The following is a 19,488-nucleotide window of genomic DNA, read 5'->3' on the forward strand; positions in this document are numbered from 1 at the left end:
TACTTTATGATGCAGTTATAATTAAGATATTTTTATCTATTTATCATATTTAAAAACTCATTTTGAGAAATAACTTTTACTTCAAGTTTTTTTGCTTTTTCCAGCTTTGAGCCTGCTTTTTCTCCAGCTATTAAATAGTTTAAGTTTTTAGAGACACCGCTTAAAAGTGTGCCGCCATTTTGCACAATTAAGTCTTCATAATATTTCCTAGGCTTATCAAGTGTGCCTGTAATTAAAAATGTGCTGCCTTTTAAGCTGCTGCCTGTTGCACTGCTTACATATTCCATCTGCAAACCATAGGATTTCAGTCTTGCGATAATTTCCTGTATATTTTTATCATTCAAAGATGAAAGCACTGATTTTGCTGTTTCTTCCCCTACACCTTTCACCTGTTCTAAATCATTAAAGCTGGCATTCATTAGATTATCCATACTTTTAAAATGTTCTGCAATTAATTTTGCGGCAACTGCACCAACATGACGCAGACCAAGAGCAAAAATCACCCTTTCAAATGGTATATTTTTACTGTCATTTACAGCATTAATTAAATTAATAGCAGAAACTTCACCCCAGCCTTCTCTGTTTTCAAGCTGAGATACATTTAATTCATAAATATCCGCATAATTATTTATAAGATGAGCATTATAAAGCTCTTCCACTACTTTTTCTCCAAGCCCTTTAATATCCATAGCATCACGGCTTGCAAAATGAATAATTGAGCCCTGCACAAGTGCTGGACATTCTGTATTTTTACACCTTCTTTTTGCATCATCTTCACTTATTTCAAGTAATGAATTGCATATTGGGCATTTATCAGGAAACACTATTTCTTTGGCATTATCACTCCTTAATTTTTCCTGCACACTTACCACTTTTGGAATAATTTCTCCGCCTTTTTCAATAAATACAGTATCACCTGTCATTATATTTAATCTTTTAACTTCATCTTCATTATGCAGACTTGCTCTTGAAACAGTTGTGCCAGAAATCTGCACAGGCTCAAGCACAGCAACAGGAGTTACTGCACCAGTTCTGCCTACCTGAAATATTACATCTAAAAGTTTTGTAGAAACCTGCTGAGCCTTATATTTATATGCTATTGCCCATCGTGGAAATTTTGCAGTCCAGCCAGCTTCTTCCTGATAGTCTTTATTATTAACTTTAATAACTGCCCCATCTATATCATAAGGCAGGCTGAAACGCATATCTTCAATAGTTTTAAGTGCCTGCTCCACTTCAGAAATAGATGAGCATACATATAAATACTGGCTTACAGGCAGATTATTTTCTTTGCAGAAATCAAGAGATGCGGTATGTGTGATAAATTCTTCATCACAGTAGGCAGTTCCATATATATACATTTCAAGCTCTCTGGAAGATGCTTCTTTAATATTAATAAGTTTTAAACTTCCGCTTGCTGCATTTCTTGGATTTGCAAATAAAGGCTGCCCCATTTCGCCCCTTATTTTATTTAACTGCTTAAATACAACTTTTGGCATAATCACTTCACCGCGAAGAATAAGCCTGCCCTTATATGATATTTTTTTCGGCAGGTTTTTTATAACAGCAGTATTTGTAATATCTTCGCCAGATTTACCATCACCCCGTGTTACTATTTGCTGCAATCTGCCATTATCGTAAGTAACAGATAATGCAGCTCCATCCATTTTTACTTCAACAGTTACCTCTGGATTTAAGCCAAAAAGTTTATAAAGCCTTGTATAAAACTCTTTAATATCTTCTATGGAATATGAATTTTCCAAAGAATACATTGGTATTTCATGGGTAATTGTTTTTATTTTATTATTATGCTTTATACCTACTGTTTTAGTAGGACTATCTTCCATAACATATTCAGGATATTTTTTTTCTAAATCTTCCAGCTCTTTATAAAGCCTGTCATATTCCACATCAGAAACAAGCGGGCTGTTATCAATATAATATGCTTTGCTGTATTTATTTAAAATATCTACAAGTTCTTTTATGCGATTTTCTACATCCATTTTAAAACCTCATAATAAGTGAGCCTTCTGGTGCTTTATCTTTAAATGGTATTTTGTAAATATAGTTAGGTCTTGTGGCCTCTACCTTATTATTCCCTTCATCTAAAACTATTTCTGGTATAACTTTAATTTTTTTCAAATCAGGAGTAAGTATAGTTATTTCTTCATCTGGTGCAAATTTTGCCCTGCAAGTAATTTCTAATTCATCATTTGAGCTGTCTTTTAATGCAACACCTAAAAATGCAGCAGAGCGGGAATATCCACTTGTTTCTCTATTTACTGCATTTGTATCATATTCGCCACCGTAAAAGCCTTCAATATATCCTCTGTTGCTTACACTTTCCAGTAAATGACGCCATTCTGGCAGCGGCTTATAATTATCTGCATCTTTCACAGCTAAATCTATTGCCTGCCTGTATACACCAGTTACAATGGAAACATACATTATACTTTTCATTCTGCCTTCTATCTTACCACTTGCAGAGCCCATTTTTACAAGCTCGCCTATTCTATCAAGCAGACATAAGTCTTTAGAATTATATAAATATGTTCCCCTGTCATCTTCATATACTGGAAAATATTCTCCATCACGCTTTTCTTCCATTAAAGCATAATTCCACCTGCACGGATGAGTGCATTCTCCATTATTTGCATCTTTTCCTGTCATATATGAGCTTATTAAACATCTTCCACTCATAGATATACATATTGCTCCATGAATAAAGGTTTCTACTTCACACTGAGCATTTTTCATAATTTCTACTAAATCTTCTTTTCTCACTTCCCTTGCCATAATAACACGGGAAGCACCAAGAGATGCCCAGAAATTAACAGCGGCAAGGTTTGTTGTGTTTGCCTGAGTGCTTATTGATACAGGTGTTTTTATACCTTCCTGTTTAACTATTGAAAATATACCAGGGTCACTTATAATTAAAGCGTCTGCCCCTAACTGCTCGCATTTTTTAAGATACTGCCTAATACTTTCAAGCTCATTAGTCTGTGGATATATATTAACAGTAACATATCCTTTTTTACCCCTGTCATGTAGGTATTTAAAGGCTTCTTCCATTTCATCAAATGAAAAGTTGCCTGCATTTGCTCTCAAACCAAAAGCAGGACCACCCATAAATACTGCATCTGCTCCAAAACGAACAGCAGCTTTTAATTTTTCAAAATTCCCAGCAGGAGAAAGTAATTCCATATATCATTATCCTTATTTATTTAGTTTAGTGGCTTAATATAGCATAATTTATGTTTTATTAAAAGAACATATTTATAATACAGCACTTTATTTAAAATATCTGCACAAATATAAAATGGACTTATACAAGATTCTTGAACTAAGCCACTAAATAAATTTCTTTTTCCTGTAACACTGTAAGTCCATACAGTTTTCACACTATAAGTCATTTTGAGCCTGATTTAAAAGGCAAAAAATCTAAATTATCAAAATAATAATATATAGTATTATCTTCTACTCGGCGATACATTACTGCATCTTTATTATTTTTAATAGGTATGGCGAATTTACCACATTTTTTGCCAGAACAGTAAAATTCACCATAATTAAGGACTACATTTTTACTGGAACATTTTTTAGGCATTACTGATATTTTGCTTTCCTTTCCATTTATATTTTGATAAATACTGCCACTGAATGACTTATAATATACAGTTTTACCAGAAACACATGCCTTTGGCCTTTCATAACTCATAGATAAAAATCTCTGCCAAACTGTCTCAAGATAATATATATTTATATTTGATTTATCAAGGGTAATAAAAGTGGTAGATGTGGAAGCAAACTTATCTTTTACAGGCAGGTCATGATATATTTCATTATCAGTTATTAATGTAGTGCCGCACAGCCCTGAAACACTGTATGGGCTTGCAGTGCAGTCTGTATTATCGCTGATTTTTACTGTGTCATTATCAAGCACAAAAAATTTCTTTTCATCTTTTAATGTGCCATAAAATCTGCCTTCAGAATGGTATATTTCATTATAACCTGATGGAATTTGCCCTGTTAATATAAAAGCCTGCATACTTTTATCATAGGTTAATATATAGCCATTTTCCTGCAAAAGAACAGGTGCACCATTTACATATCCTGCTGCTTTTATTAAAAGCCCTGTATCACCAGTATAGAGTTCATCACCATTATAAGAATTTCTTAATGCTGCCTGAGAGCCAGCCCATTCTATAATATAGTTTGGCACTATTTCCACACTGCCGTTTAACATTCTAGGATATGTTCCTAAACTTGCACATTCTGAAGCAGAATAAACATCTATATAACTGCTATTATATATTGCTGCTTCTAGTCCGTATACTCTTACATTGTCATAAGTATTTTTTAAATAAAGTCCCGGACAGCTTGTAATTGTAAAACCTATTTCATCTGGCTTCAAAACAGTAATCATTTCTTTACCTGCTGCCATTGATGTTACATTGCTGTCACTGTATACTCTTTGATATGTTTTATTAAAGCTGACTAAAGAATTTCTAATCATTGAAGATTCTGGTATTTTTAATTCAAAATCTTTTGGATTTGATGGCTCAGCTTTTACATGGCTTACTACCTGCAAAAGCTGCCCGCCAGTAATAACTTTTTGTTTTTCTGCACAGCCATATAATAAAAAAACTACACAAAATGTTATTAATACAGATTTTTTCATTTTATTTTAATATCTAGTCAATAAGCCTGCTGTTTGGCTGCTTTTTAAGCTGGTCCCAGCCTAAAACTACTTCTATTACATGACGCTGGTCTGAATACTGACCTGCATAAGCACCAAGCTCTTCTGTATAATAAGCATAATTTATGCGAAGTGCCCAGATATTAATGCCTGCACCTGCTGTCCAGTATCCCTGATGAAGTCCTGTGCGGAGAAATATCCTGTTCCAAAATCCTATTTCTGCACCAATATTTACACGCTTGCCAAAAGAATCATCAGTGCCGTTCATAAATAATAAATCATTAAAATCTATAACTATATTAGATGAAATAAACTCCCAGTTTGGTGAAATTGCTAAACTTAAATTTAATGTAGGCTCAATTTTATCAAGCCCGTCCGCCATATACTGATACCCAAAATCATTAAAGGAAAGCCCTACTCTTGCATTTAATTCTTTTCTAAGCCATGGAAGTTCATACATTACACCAACACTTGCAAGAATACCCCAGCCAGTGTTTTCTAATAAATCACTTACTATGCCGTTTGTATCAAGATTTGCAATATCAACTGCTGTATATGTTGCACTGTAACCCATACGGTAAAAACCCATTAATGATACACCTAAATGCAAAGATTTATCTTTTAAAAATGAATGTGCATAAGTTAAAACTGCACCTGCATCTGCATGAATTTTTGCAGAAACTGTTGGCATTACTTTATTATATGTAAGCACATCTGCATAGCTGTTTACAAATATACCAAAAGACCAGTTTTTATATGTAAATGCAGGAAAAAAAGTAATAGGACTTATATTATTATACTGACCCATCATACCATCTAATGTTTTTACAATAGTATCTGTACTTAAACCGCCTTTTAAAAACATACTTCCCAAATCTGTGGCATTTGAAATCATATTGCTGTTGGCACCAATGCTTAATGGAATAATATCAACATTCCATACACTTTTATTCATAGCAAGACCTGCAGGGTTATAAAAAGCTGCATATTTATCATCACTTACACCAAAAAAAGCATTCCCCATACCCATAGCACGCACAGAAGTCATCATTCTAGGATATTCTCGTGAAAAAACTGCTTTTTGAGCATAGCTTGATGCAAATGGAATGATTACTAAAAGAGTAACTAAAATTGCTTTAAATTTCATACCTATATTCCCCCATAACCTTAGCCATTGCCTTGAATGCGGTCATTAGCCCCATTACTGCTGATATTTTGACCTTCTTGTATACTTGTTATATATGATTTTAATTTATCTTCAGATACTTGATTTAAAACTTCATCAAACAGACTGCTTTTCATTTCATTTACCATATCAGTAGAGCCGCCTAAAAAACTTTCCATAGATGATAACCCATTAAAAGCTGTGTTTAGTGTTAATGTTAATTCTTCTAAATATGTGTCATTTTCTGCATTTGCAAAAAAATTATCTACTGCCATATTTATATCTATCTGCTTCAATGCCTGCTGAAAACCGATTTCACTGAATTTTACAGGAATATCTTCACCTGCAATAGAAATAATAAGAGATGAAACATTTAATGCAGTGCTTATCATACCAGCAAATCCGCATAATGAAGCAGTGCTTTTATCAAGAGTAGTATTATTATCTTTTGCAAGAGCATGTCTAATATAGCATATATCAACTGTTTTTTTATAATATGGACTTATAGCATTTAAATTTTCAAAAGTTACTTCTGATATGCCAAGCATGCCAGCAACAACACCATACACATCAGATGTGCCTGTTTTACTAACCATATCTATGCCGCCAATAACATTAAAACCACCACAGTGTAATATTGCACTTAAAAATTTAAATGTATCATCCCTTGATAAAGCTGCACCAGTTGAGTCTACACTATTATAATAATTCATAACTGGAGCACAGTTATTACCAATAAATTCAAAATCTAACTGGTCTTGCTTAGCCGCCAGTGAATAATTATTATCTACATCTGCATACATATTTTCACCACAGCCATATATAAATACTAAAAAAAACAGTAATAAATATAAAATATTTTTCTTCATTTCAGCCTCATCATATTATTTTAGTGTGAATATAGTTTAGCTCCCGCACGAGAGCCAACAGTATTTCCTAAATAATTCACACCTAAAACATAATGAATACTTGGATTATACCTGTAAACAGCACAAAAATTATTAAAAGCTGCATGATACTCTTTACCATTTTCTGCCTGCACTGTAAAAAGTATGGCTTTTGTATCATTAGAAATATTAAATGGAAATGATACCCCTGCATTTTTTAATGTCTTAACAGTTACTTTATAGCCATTACATGGTGATTCTGTCACATATTTATGAAATTTTTTACCTTTTACATGCACTTTCATAGAAACAGGCTCCCCTGTTTTCCAGCCCTTTTTCTTCAAAAAGTTTGCAACACTGTATAAAGCATCCAAATGGTTATTAATTATATCTATATGTTTATTTCCTGTGCCACTGACAGCATAAGTCAGCACATTGCTTGGCATAAACTGCGGTATACCAATAGCTCCAGCATAAGAGCTTTTAATATCAAAAATATCAGTATCTGTTTTTCTTGCAAATAAAAATAATGCTTCAAGCTCTCTCTGAAAATATTCAGCACGCCTTGGATAATAAAATGCAAGAGTTGCAATAGAATCAACAGCACGGAACTTCATAGGGGAATATCCATAATTAGTTTCCATACCTATTATACCAGCAATAATATAAGCAGGCACCCCATAATGTTTTTGTGCTTTTAAAAGCTCTGTTTTATGTTCTTTAAAATATCTTACACCTAAATCAACACGGATATTATTTACCATCTTTTTCCTGTAAACTGCCCATGTATTTACACTTTCAGCAGGGCTGTTCATATACTTTGGAGTAAAACCTGAATGCATTGTTTTATCAAAAACACCATAAAGATAATCTTTACTAAAACCATGCTGATTATTCATTTTATTAACAAAAACATCAACATCTGGATTATTTATAAACTTACCTGCAGTAAGCTCTGCATAAGAGTTGCCAAAAATAGACAAATATAATAAAATTATCAAAAAAGTCAATTTTTTCATAATCTGGATATAGCATATATTTTATAAAAATAAAAGAAAAATATATGATTGTGTAAAATTTTTGTAATGAATAATCACATATAATAAAAGTGTTTTAAAAAACAATAGCCTGCAAATCACTATACATGCAAATAATCATAAAATAATTATAACTATCTTTGCTAAAAGACAGCTGATAAAAAGATTTAATATTTTCCTAAAAAAACCTGCAATTTTAATTATAAGAAATAAAAATCTTATTATTTACTATCAAAAATCGCTGGTCTAAGTTATTGCTTTTTTTATATAATAATGTATAATTATATATTATTTTGGAGGATTAAATGATAGTTTCCGCATCTATTTTAAGTGCAGATTTTGCTAATTTAGAAAAAGAAATTAAAGCAGTAGATAAGGCTGGAGCAGACTGGATACATTTAGATATTATGGACGGCTCTTTTGTTCCAAATATTACTTTTGGAGCACCTGTAGTTAAAGCTTTAAGAAAACATACAGATAAAATATTTGATGTTCATTTGATGATTGATAACCCAGCAAAGTATATAGATGATTTTATTGATGCAGGAGCAGATATTATTGTGCCGCACTTTGAAGCTGATAAACATATTCAAAGAACAATCTCATACATTAAAAGCAAGGGAAAAAAAGCAGGCATTTCTTTAAACCCCGGCACACCAGTATCTATGCTTGAAGAAATACTGCCATTTCTTGATTTAGTTCTTATTATGTCAGTAAACCCCGGCTTTCCTGCCCAAAGCCTGATTGAAACAAGTTATGATAAAATTACTAAATTAAAAATTATGGAAGAAAATATAAAACATAGTTTTATAATAGAAGTTGATGGCGGTGTCAATGACAAGACAATTGCAAGGCTTGCATCTTCTGGAATGACTTGTGCAGTTGCTGGCAGTTATATATTTAAAGCCAGTGATTACAGCATACCAATAAACCTGTTAAAACAGTATTAATTACTGATATATAATGGCTTTTTCAAAAAAGCTCTTTTTTGTATTTTTTATTATTTTATATTACTGTTATAATTTTAAAAAAATAATTAACTAATTGATATTTTTTTGTAGCATATTTAAGTTTATTCTGTTATACTCTTTTTATGGAGTGTATTTTGCTGCATTATTTTACTGCATACCAAAATCTATCAGTTTCTCAGCAAAATATAATTCTTTATCAATCTGTTTTATACACAATTTAAAAGGAGGATTTTATGGCTTATAATATTTTATTAGTTGATGATGAGGAAGATATTCGTTTTCTATTTTCATCAGTTTTAAAGGAAGAAGGCTATAACACTTTTGAAGCATCTAACTCTGCAGAATGTTTTAAAATATTAGAAACAGAAAAAATAGACCTTTGCCTGCTTGATATTAAATTAAAAGGTGAAAGTGGTATTGATATTCTGCAGCGTATAGTTAAAGAATACAAAGGTATGAAAACTATCCTTGCCACAGCTTACTCTGCTTATCAAGATGATTTTTCAACATGGAGTGCAGACGGATACTGGGTGAAATCTCAAGATACAGACTCTTTAAAAGAAGAAGTGAAAAAAGTGCTTGCTAAAGAAAGCTAGAATAAAGGTCAGTTAATTATTCCTAAATAACAGTCTTTAAATATTAGTAAGTGCATTTTATATTACTTTTACAGCAAAGACTTTATTTAATTTGTTTAAAAACAATTAAAAAATAAAGAAATATAAAGGTGGTACAATTATGAAAGCAGTTGTTATGGCTGGTGGATTTGGAACAAGGATACAGCCCCTCACATCAAGTGTTCCAAAACCAATGATTCCTGTTTACAACAAGCCTATGATGGAGTATATAATAATGTCTCTGCGTGATGCAGGCATTAAGGACATTGCTATCCTTCTCTACTTTAAGCCTGAAATTATTAAAGAGCATTTTGGCGATGGCTCTAAACTTGGTATTCATATAGAATATTTTACGCCAGATGATGACTATGGCACAGCAGGTGCAGTTAAAAAAGCAGAAAAATTTCTTAATGAACGCTTTATTGTTGTAAGTGGCGACTTAATTACTGATTTTAATATACCAGAAATTATAAAATATCATGAAGATAAAAACTCAAAAGCAACTATTACACTTACTTCTGTGCCAGACCCTTTACAGTTTGGTGTTGTAATTACTGACAGCGATGGCAAAATAGTCCGTTTTCTTGAAAAACCGGGCTGGGGTGAAGTTTTCAGCGACACTATCAATACTGGTATTTATGTATTTGAACCAGAAATCTTAAACTATATACCAGAAAATAAAAACTTTGACTTTTCAAAAGACTTATTCCCAAGCATTATGGCAGGCGGAACACATATATATGGATACAATGCAAAAGGCTACTGGAGAGATGTAGGCAACCCTGACTCATACAGAACTTCTTTACTTGAAATTGCATCAGGCATGATTAAGCTGCCATTTGAAGGAACAAAAGTTACTTTAAATGAAGGTGTATTATACCATGGCGAAAATTTTAAAATGGCAGAAGGTGTTGAAATTACAGGTTTGGTTGTTGTTGGTGATAACTGTTCTTTTGGAGCTAATGCAAAAATCTCTGACTGCTGCATGGGCAACGACTGCTCTGTTGATGAGAATACATCAATTTCTAAATCTATCCTTTGGAATAAAGTAAATATTGGTGTCAACTGCTCTATTACTAATGCAGTTTTCTGCGACAGTGTGCTTGTTGGCAGCAAAGTAAAATGCGAATATGGAGTTATTATTGCAGAAGGCACTTCTATTGGCAATAATGTTGTATTTGAAAAAGATATTATGGCATGGCCTAATAAACAGGTGGAAGAAGGCTCTATTGTTTCATCTAATCTTATATGGGGTGATAAATGGAAAAACTCTATATTTGAAGGCGGCAAAGTAAGTGCCAGAACAAATATTGAGCTTTCAGCAGATATGGCAGCAAAACTTGGTGCAGCTTTTGGCTCACTTTTACCACATGGTGCTAAAATCCTTACATCAAGGGATTATCATAAAGCTTCAAGAATGCTTAAAAGAGCATTTTTAGGTGGTCTTCTTTCAACTGGTGTTAATGCTGTTGATTTAAAAATGGAAGCTCTGCCTGCTATGCGTTATAAACTTTCTACTTTTGGCGAAGTTGGCGGTGTTCATTTCAGACAGTCTCCTTGTGACCCAACTCACACAGAAATACTTTTCTTTAATGATGCTGGCGACAGTATAGACTCTGGTGTTGAAAAAAATCTTGAAAGAGCATTTTTCAGAGAAAATTTCAGGCGTGTAACACACAATGAAATAGGCGATATTAATGAAAAACAAATGGTTAAAGAGTTTTATATTGAAGGGCTTTTAAGAAGTATTGACCAGACTTCGCTTATGGCTAAGAGCACAAAAATAGTTCTTGACCTGCTTAATGGTGTAACAGACCCTATTCTGCCTAAAATACTTAATAAAGTAGGTATTGATTCTATTATATTAAATGCAAACCATGATGAGCTTAAACTTTCACGCTCTGAACATCAGCAGGATGCTGCAATACAGCAGGCTGCTAATATTGTTAAAGTATTAAATGCTGATGCCGGATTTACTATATTCCCATCTGGCGAGCGTTTAACAGTTATTGATGATATGGGCGAAAAACTTAACGGTCATAAACTGCTTATGCTTATGCTTTTGTTAATAGATAAATCTGTTGATAAAAAAGTAAAAGTCTATCTGCCTGCTTTTGCTCCTAGTGTGCTTGACCATAAACTTAAAAATGTGGAAGTAATACACGGCTCTTTTACAGGCATTAAAGGAACATTTTTAAAAGATTACTATTTTACAGGCAATTTAAGAAGCTTCATCTGCTTTACTGAACATAACACTACACCTGATGCAATGTATGCTTCATTAAAAATAGTTGAAATGATGAATAAAATAGGCAAACCACTTTCTGAAATAGTATCAGAAATACCAGAATATAAATTTTATCACTCAGTAATTAACTGTCCTGTTGAAGTAAAAGGATTTTTAATGAGAAAAATGAGTGAAGAAGCAAGAGAAAAAGAAGCTTCTTTCTTAGATGGTATTAAAATACTTCTTGACGGCGGGTGGGCTCACATGGTGCCAGACCAGTATTCCCCAAATGTTCACTTATACATTGAAGGAAAAACAGAAAAAGAAGGTGATGCAATCCATAAAGAATTTGTTGATAAAATAAATAAATGGATTGAAGAACACGATGCAGAATAAATAAATATTTCCTGCCCTTAAACACAGGGCAGGAGTTACTTATTATATAACAATATTAGATTAGTAGTATATAGTATAATGCCGGTAAAGTAGTGTCCGGCTTAATTAGTTTTAATATGTAAAAACATAAGGAAATAGATGATGAAAAAATTATATTTAAGTTTACTGTGGCATCAACACCAGCCTTATTATAAAAATGACAGTGATGGCAGGTTTTATATGCCATGGGTATATCTGCATGCCTTAAAAGATTATTATGAAATGGCTGCCCATGTAGAAAAATCTGGTGTTAAGGCTGTATTTAACTATGTGCCTTCGCTGCTTATTCAGTTAAAAGAATATACAGATTTTAATGCAGCAGATAATTTCCTTATACTTATGCGTAAACAAACATCATCACTTACTCAGGAAGAACGCCAGCTTGTTTTAAACCAGTGCTGTATGGCAAACTTTAATACTATGATTAAACCTATTAAAAGGTTTTATGAATTGCATCAAAAAATTGTCGCATCAAATGGAAATGCTGCAGATTTTTCAGATGCTGAAATATTAGATTTAGAAGTTGTATATATACTTTCATGGTGCGGCGAATATTTAAGGCAGGAAGATACCCATATAAAATACCTTTTAAGTAAAGGCTCTTCTTTTACAGAAGAAGATAAAATTGAGCTTTTAAAACATGCTGCAGACTGGGTATCAAAAATAGTAGAAATTCATAAAAGACTGCAGGTTAATAATCAGGCAGAAATATCATGCACTCCATTTTATCACCCTATTCTTCCATTACTTATAGACATTAATTCTGCAAAAGAAGTTTGCCCTGATATGAATATGCCAGCTTTTGAAGGCAGTTTAGAAGATGATGCTTCATGGCATGTAAGAGAAGGGCTTAATGAATTTGAATCACACTTTGGTTTCAGACCAAAAGGAATGTGGCCTGCAGAAGGCAGTGTAAGCCAGAAAGCAGCTGAAATATTTGCAGACAATGGTATCAGCTGGATAGCTACAGATGAAGAAGTTTTAGGCAACAGTCTTCAAATTAATATGAAAGATGGAGCAAACAGACACAGGCTTTATCAAAAACATTTTCAAATACATAACGGTAATAAAATAAATATATTTTTTAGAGATAAAATGCTCTCTGACTTAATAGGTTTTACTTATTCATCATGGAATGAAGATGATGCCGTTAATGATTTTATGCACCATTTAAAAAATATATATGATTCTGTTGATTTTTCTCCCCATGTATCTGTTATATTAGATGGGGAAAATGCATGGGAATATTATAATAAAAATGCTTATAACTTTTTTACAAAACTTTATGACAGGCTCACTCATACTGACTGGCTGCAAACTCAGACATTTTCAGAAGTAATCAGCAACTATGATATACCAGAAGAAACTCTCCATAATATTAAAGCCGGCTCATGGATTATGGGTAACTTCCGTATATGGATAGGTCATCCTGAAAAAAATAAAGCATGGGAACTGCTAAGCAAAACTAAACGCTCTATTGAAAAACATATTTCAAATGCTGATAAGGCTGCTGCTGAACAGATTTATAAAGAATACCATGCAGCAGAAGGCAGCGACTGGTTCTGGTGGTATGGAGATGACCATTTTTCTATACAGGCAGATATATTTGACAAACTTTTTAGAACTCATCTTGTTAACATATACAGGCTCTTAAAATTAAATGTGCCATCAGAGCTTTTTACACCAATAAAAGCTGTAAAAAATTCTGGTGTCATTACAAAACCTTCATCTTATATCTGTCCTAAGATAGAAGGTAAAATCAGCAACTTTTTTGAATGGCTTGGTGCTGGCGAATTTGATTTGAAATCTGATGCAGGCTCTATGCATGCAGGTGGTGATATTTTGCAGCATATACTTTATGGCTTTGATGATGAAAACTTGTATATTGCTTTAAAAAGCGATTTTTCATCAATAGAAAATACAGTCTGCCAGATAGATGTATCATGCAGTGATAACAAAAAGACTTTTGAAATAGATTTAGACTGCAAAAAAAATACATCTGGAGATATAACTTATGCAATAGACCATATTTTAGAAGCGTCTATTCCTTTAAAATTATTTAAAGGAGCTGAAAAAATATATTTAGAATTTAAGCTGATACAAAACGGTCTTGTTATTGAAAAAGCACCTCTTTATAATGCTGTAGAAATAAATATTGCAGATGATTTTAAAGAGGAATGGATAGTATAAAATAGGAATAATTATAGAGGTTAATATGAAAATACCATTTTTATTTGGAATTCACTGCCACCAGCCTGCTGAAAATTTTTACAATGTTGTAGACTGGGCAATAAATGAAAGCTATGCTCCATTTATTGAAGTGGCTTTAAAAAACAAAAAATTTAAATTCTCAGCACATTACAGCGGCTGGCTTTTAGAATATATAAGAAATCATAGAGAAGATGTTTTTAATAATCTTAAAAAAATCAGCGATGAAGGCAGAGTTGAATTTTTTGCAGGTGGTTTCTATGAGCCTATACTTTCAGCAATCCCCAGTGATGACAGAAAAGGACAGGTTAAAATGCTTATAGATTATATTGACAATTATTTTGGTCAAAAACCTGCAGGTCTGTGGCTGACAGAAAGAGTGTGGGACCCTGCCGTTATTCCTGATATGGCAGAAATAGGCATTAAAAATATAATAGTTGATGACTATCACTTAATAGCAGCAGGCTTTCCACAAGAATCTTTAACTGGTTATTTTACAACTGAGCAGGATGGCTGCCTTGTAAACATTTTTCCTATTGATATGGGGCTTAGATATTTAACTCCATTTAAACCTCAGGAAGAAGTTATAAAGCATATTCTTGAAGCTAAAAACAGAAATGTAAAACTTATTTCATGCTTTGATGATGGAGAAAAATTTGGTGTATGGCCCAATACTTATGACTGGGTATATACAAAAGGCTGGCTGAAAAACTTTATTAAAGCAATTATGGCAGAAAAAGAAATAGAATTTATGCACTATGAAGAAGCTGTAAAAAAAGTAAAACCATCAGGTCATGTATATCTTCCTATCACAAGCTATGAAGAAATGGGACAGTGGTCGCTTTTTGCAGATAAGGCAGAAAAATTTGAAGAAATAAAAGAATATTTAAAATCATCTCCATTTAATCATGATATAGAACAGTTTTTAAAAGGGAGTGTTTGGAAAAACTTCCTTGTAAAATATCCAGAAAGTAACAGACTGCATAAAAGAACTGTTGATTTATCTATAAGAGGCAGAAAATATAAAAACAACTCTGAATTTAAAGACCTGCTTTATAGAAGCCAGTGTAATGATTCACTATGGCATGGTGTTTTTGGCGGGCTTTATCTGCCTAATTTAAGAAATAATGCATGGGCACCACTTATTCAGGCAGAAGCAATGTATGAAAAACTTGAAAATATAAAGCTGCCTATTATAGAGCAGCCAGCAGATATTGATAGAAATGGTTATGATGAAGTATATACAAGAGGCACTGAATTTAACTGTCTTTTTGAAACAAGAGATTTTGGTCAGCTTACAGCCATAGAATTAAAAGATAAAAATTTTAATCTGCTTAATGCTATATCAAGGAAAAAAGAAGCATATCATGCAAAACTTTTAAAAAATATAAAACCAAGACAGGAAAATAAGGCAGAAGAAACTGCATCAATTCATGATATGGAATATTCTATCACACCAGAAGAAGCAGGAAGAATTATTTATGACTGGTATAATAAAAACTGCTTTGTAGACCATTTTATGGATAAATTTATACTTGAAACTTATGAAAAATGTTCTTTCAGAGAGTTCAGTGATTTCACAAACCAGCCTGCTGACAGTGTGGAAGTCAATGATAATAATATACTTTTTAAAAGAAACGGTGGAATATACATTAATAATGAAAAAATAAATACACAGGTGGAAAAATCATATACAATAAATAATAATGCAATAGACTTTAATATTAAAGCAAAAGCATCTAAAAAAATAGAATGTGATTACAGCTGCGAATTTAATTTTCATTTTGCTGATGTTTCACAAATCACTATCAATAATAAAGAATTTATAGGAAATGGCTCTATTAAAGGCAAAAAGTTTGAAATTTATGACAAATATCTTAATAAAAAGATTGCAATTACAGTAGAAAAAGAGATAGAATTTATCTACTTTACATTGTATACTGTTTCTCAGTCTGAAATAGGTATAGATTTAACAGAGCAGGGTATTACAGTTGCTTTTGGTATGCCATTTAGCAAAGAAATGAATATAAAAGGCACACTTAGTATAGGGTAAAATAATGGGAGAATTAAGATATAATCCAGTGACAAAAAAATGGGCTGTTATTTCACCAGAAAGAGGAACTCATAGAAATTCATATATTACAAATGACACTATTACATCTATGCCCTGCCCTTTTTGTGATAAAGATGGCGGTATAAATAAAAAATTACGGAGTATTTTTACTATTAATCTGCCAGAAAGCTCATGTCCTGCTTTAATTGTAACGCCAAACAAATACCCTGTTATGGGTATAGAAGGCTCTCTTAATAGAAAGGCTTATGGAATATATGATAAAATGGCATCAATTGGTGCTCATGAAGTAATTATTGACTCTTTCAGACATGGTATTGATATATCAGGCTATACAGAAGATGAGCTTAATAACTTATTTACTGCATTTAAATGCAGAATTGCAGATTTAGAAAAAGATATTAGGTTTAGATATGTGGCAGCTTTTAAAAACATTGGTGCAGAAGCTGGGGAAAATATACACCATCCACATTCACAGATACTTGCAATGTCTGTTATACCAAGCATTGTTGAAGAATATATGAATAAAGCGGTAGATTATTATAAAGAAAAAGAACGCTGCATATACTGTGACATAATTAATCAGGAAAAGCAGTGTAAAGAAAGAATTATATTTGAAAACTACGAATTTATTGCATTTGCACCTTATGCATCTGAAAATCCTTTTGAAATATCAATATATCCAAAGCAGCATGAATACTGTTTCAGCAATATTTCAGAAAGTTCAATAAGGCAGCTTGCAGATATTACACATGAAATATTTAGAAGACTTGCACAAGTTTTAGCCTGCCCTGCTTTAACTCTTGCATTGAGGCTTGCACCATATAAAAATAACAGACCAGACTATAATGGTTATATGAAGTATTTAAAAGATGCTTTCCACTGGCATATAGATATTCGCCCAGTAGCTGCAAAATTAACAACAAGCAGCTGGGCAGCAAATATATGTATTAATCCTGTAAGCCCAGAAGATGCTGCTAAACATTTAAGAGAGGTCAATCAGTTATGAATATTATTCACATAACATCAGAAGTGCTTCCCTTTTCCTATGCAGGAAGCACAGCTGAAACATTATTTTGCCTGCCTTATGCAGAAAGGATGGATGGTCATCAGGTGACAGTATTATCGCCTCTTTATGCTTCTGTTGATACTGTTAAGCATAATATAAACTCATTACAGCTTAAAACATGGGTTAATGCAGGGTTTGCAGTATATGAATTTGAACTTTTTGAAACTCACTTAAATGGTGTCAGGTATGTCTTTTTTAAAAATGATGAGTTTTTTAACCGTGCAGGTTTATATGGTGTTGGTAAGTTTGATTATGCTGATAACGATATCCGTTTTGGAACATTCTGTCAGGCTGCTTTAAACTTTGTTAAATATCATAATATAGAAGCAGATATTCTGCACTGCCATAACTGGCAGACTGCTCTAATACCAGTTTACAAAAAACTAAATTTTGCAGATTTAGAATGCAAAGTTGTTTTAACTATACATTCAGTAGATAATCTTGGAATATTTAATAAATTTACATTAGAAGCACTTAATCTGCCATGGGATATTTATAATATTGACTGTATAGAATATTACGATAATATCAGCTTTTTAAAAGGTGGTATTGTTTATTCTGATGCTATAACAACATTAAGCCCTACTTTTGCCAGTGAGCTTATAAACAACGGCGGCAGTATAGGGGTAGAAGAAATTTTTTATAACCATGCACATAAACTTGTAGGTATATTAAATGGTATCTGCTCTATGATATGGAATCCAGAAATTGATACAAATATTGAAAAAACTTATTCAAGTAATGACATAAGTGGCAAAAAAATGTGTAAAAATGCACTATGTAGTGAACTTGGACTTGACCAAAGCCTGCCTTTAGTGGTATTTATACAAAAAATGCTGCCAGAACGAGGGCTTGACTTAGCACTTAATGCAGCAGAAGAGTTTGAAAAAAATAATATTAACTTAATTATCTTTGGACCAAACAGCAGTGATTACGGCCATAAAATCCAAGAAATAAAAGAAAAATATAATAAAAATATTCGCATAATTATTAATGACCATGCAAATGAAAGCCAAAAAGAATATGCAGCTGCTGATATTGTGCTTATGCCTTCACTTTATGAGCCATGCGGCTCAAGCCAGATGATTGGTATGCGATATGGGGCAGTGCCAGTGTCCCGCAGAACTGGCGGACTTGTAGATGGTGCAAAAGAAGCTGTTGAAAAAGGTGTTGGATTTACATTTGATGAATTTAGTGTAGATGCTATGATGAAAGCTGTAATGAATGCTGTATCTCTTGTTTCATCTGAAAAATATGATGAAGTTGTAAAAATTTTAATGCAGATTGATAATTCATGGCAAAAAGCATCTGAAAAATATATAAAGCTATATGAAAGATTACTGGAGGGTAAATAAAAAATGAAGCTGGATAAACTGACAAAAAAGGAACTGCTTGATCTGGCTGCAGCCAAAAAAGTTGCAGGTAGAAGCAAGATGAGTAAAGATGAGCTTATAAAAGCATTAGAGCCATTCTTTGCAGAACCTGCTCCTGCTAAAGATGCAGAAGAACTGCAGACTAGAAAAGCAGAGCAGAATGTAGGCTATACATATCAAGAAGCAACAGGACAGCCTGCAAAAATAAAGCGTGATGAGTATCCTATTCCACCTTATTATGATAAAGATACTATTGCATTTATGCCTGTTGACCCTTCAAAAGAGTATGTATATTGGGAAATAAGTGACTATACACTTAACCAGTTTAAAAGTGAATTAAAACTTTCTGAATCAAGAATTGTTTTAAAAATCTTTTCAAGCATAGATAATTACACAACAGAAGCCGCTTCTGTATCTGTTGAAAAAATGGGGAACTGGTATTTTAATATCTATGCTCCTGATACTATCTTATGGTCTGAAATAGGCTTGATTGATTCTAATGGTGGTTTTCACCCTATTTTAAAATCAAACAAAGTTCTTATGCCATCTGATAAAGTGTCTGATATTGTAGATCAGGAAACTTGGATGACAATAGGCGGCAATTTAGACAAACTTTATGAACTTTCTGGAGTTGGTTTAAAGGATTTGAACAGCAGTGTTACTATTAATACAGAAATAGCAAAACACATATCACAACACATGGGCTCATCTGGTGTGTTGAAGGATAAATAA

General features: G+C 32.7%; 14 protein-coding genes. 8 read left to right on the forward strand and 6 right to left on the reverse strand.

From position 1 onward, the window contains the following. Positions 1-32: 32 nt before the first annotated feature. From ligA to mltB, 6 genes are all read right to left on the reverse strand, one after another. Positions 33-2,003, reverse strand: a complete 1,971-nt coding sequence (ligA, locus tag N508_RS03880) for an NAD-dependent DNA ligase LigA (protein ID WP_023275091.1) — start codon at positions 2,001-2,003, stop codon at positions 33-35. Between the two features lies 1 nt (position 2,004). Continuing rightward, on the reverse strand, positions 2,005-3,204 hold the full coding sequence (locus N508_RS03885; protein WP_023275092.1) for a peptidase U32 family protein: 1,200 nt from the start codon (positions 3,202-3,204) through the stop codon (positions 2,005-2,007). A gap of 205 nt (positions 3,205-3,409) precedes the next feature. After that, positions 3,410-4,681, reverse strand: a complete 1,272-nt coding sequence (locus N508_RS03890) for a hypothetical protein (RefSeq protein WP_023275094.1) — start codon at positions 4,679-4,681, stop codon at positions 3,410-3,412. A gap of 13 nt (positions 4,682-4,694) precedes the next feature. After that, a complete protein-coding gene (locus N508_RS03895) occupies positions 4,695-5,846 on the reverse strand; it encodes a PorV/PorQ family protein (protein ID WP_023275095.1) in 1,152 nt (383 codons plus the stop codon). Positions 5,847-5,866: 20 nt separating this feature from the next. Further along, positions 5,867-6,733 carry a hypothetical protein gene (locus tag N508_RS03900; RefSeq protein ID WP_023275096.1) on the reverse strand — a complete coding sequence of 289 codons (867 nt, stop codon included), beginning with the start codon at positions 6,731-6,733 and terminating at the stop codon, positions 5,867-5,869. 20 nt (positions 6,734-6,753) lie between these two features. After that, a complete protein-coding gene (gene mltB, locus N508_RS03905; protein WP_179077829.1) occupies positions 6,754-7,752 on the reverse strand; it encodes a lytic murein transglycosylase B in 999 nt (332 codons plus the stop codon). 341 nt (positions 7,753-8,093) lie between these two features. Here mltB and rpe point away from each other — a divergent pair, with 341 nt between their 5' ends. The 8 genes from rpe (at position 8,094) to N508_RS03945 (ending at position 19,488) form a co-directional block, all read left to right on the forward strand. After that, entirely contained in the window at positions 8,094-8,738 is a 645-nt protein-coding gene (gene rpe / locus N508_RS03910) for a ribulose-phosphate 3-epimerase (RefSeq protein ID WP_023275098.1), read from the forward strand. Between the two features lie 254 nt (positions 8,739-8,992). Continuing rightward, complete coding sequence (locus N508_RS03915; RefSeq protein ID WP_023275099.1) at positions 8,993-9,355, forward strand: response regulator; 363 nt, start codon at positions 8,993-8,995, stop codon at positions 9,353-9,355. A gap of 139 nt (positions 9,356-9,494) precedes the next feature. Continuing rightward, positions 9,495-11,996, forward strand: coding sequence for a sugar phosphate nucleotidyltransferase (locus N508_RS03920; protein ID WP_023275100.1), 2,502 nt, complete (start codon positions 9,495-9,497; stop codon positions 11,994-11,996). 138 nt (positions 11,997-12,134) lie between these two features. Beyond that, positions 12,135-14,225, forward strand: a complete 2,091-nt coding sequence (locus N508_RS03925; RefSeq protein ID WP_040636509.1) for a glycoside hydrolase family 57 protein — start codon at positions 12,135-12,137, stop codon at positions 14,223-14,225. A 25-nt stretch (positions 14,226-14,250) separates the two neighbouring features. Continuing rightward, positions 14,251-16,296 (forward strand): alpha-amylase/4-alpha-glucanotransferase domain-containing protein, encoded by a 2,046-nt coding sequence (locus N508_RS03930; RefSeq protein WP_023275102.1) that lies wholly within the window; start codon positions 14,251-14,253, stop codon positions 16,294-16,296. 4 nt (positions 16,297-16,300) lie between these two features. After that, entirely contained in the window at positions 16,301-17,323 is a 1,023-nt protein-coding gene (locus N508_RS03935; RefSeq protein ID WP_023275103.1) for a galactose-1-phosphate uridylyltransferase, read from the forward strand. After that, on the forward strand, positions 17,320-18,738 hold the full coding sequence (locus tag N508_RS03940) for a glycogen synthase (RefSeq protein ID WP_023275104.1): 1,419 nt from the start codon (positions 17,320-17,322) through the stop codon (positions 18,736-18,738). The genes N508_RS03935 and N508_RS03940 overlap by 4 nt, the downstream gene beginning before the upstream one ends. Positions 18,739-18,741: 3 nt before the next feature. After that, complete coding sequence (locus N508_RS03945; protein ID WP_023275105.1) at positions 18,742-19,488, forward strand: DUF4912 domain-containing protein; 747 nt, start codon at positions 18,742-18,744, stop codon at positions 19,486-19,488.

The organism is Mucispirillum schaedleri ASF457, from assembly GCF_000487995.2.
Classification (GTDB): domain Bacteria; phylum Chrysiogenota; class Deferribacteres; order Deferribacterales; family Mucispirillaceae; genus Mucispirillum; species Mucispirillum schaedleri.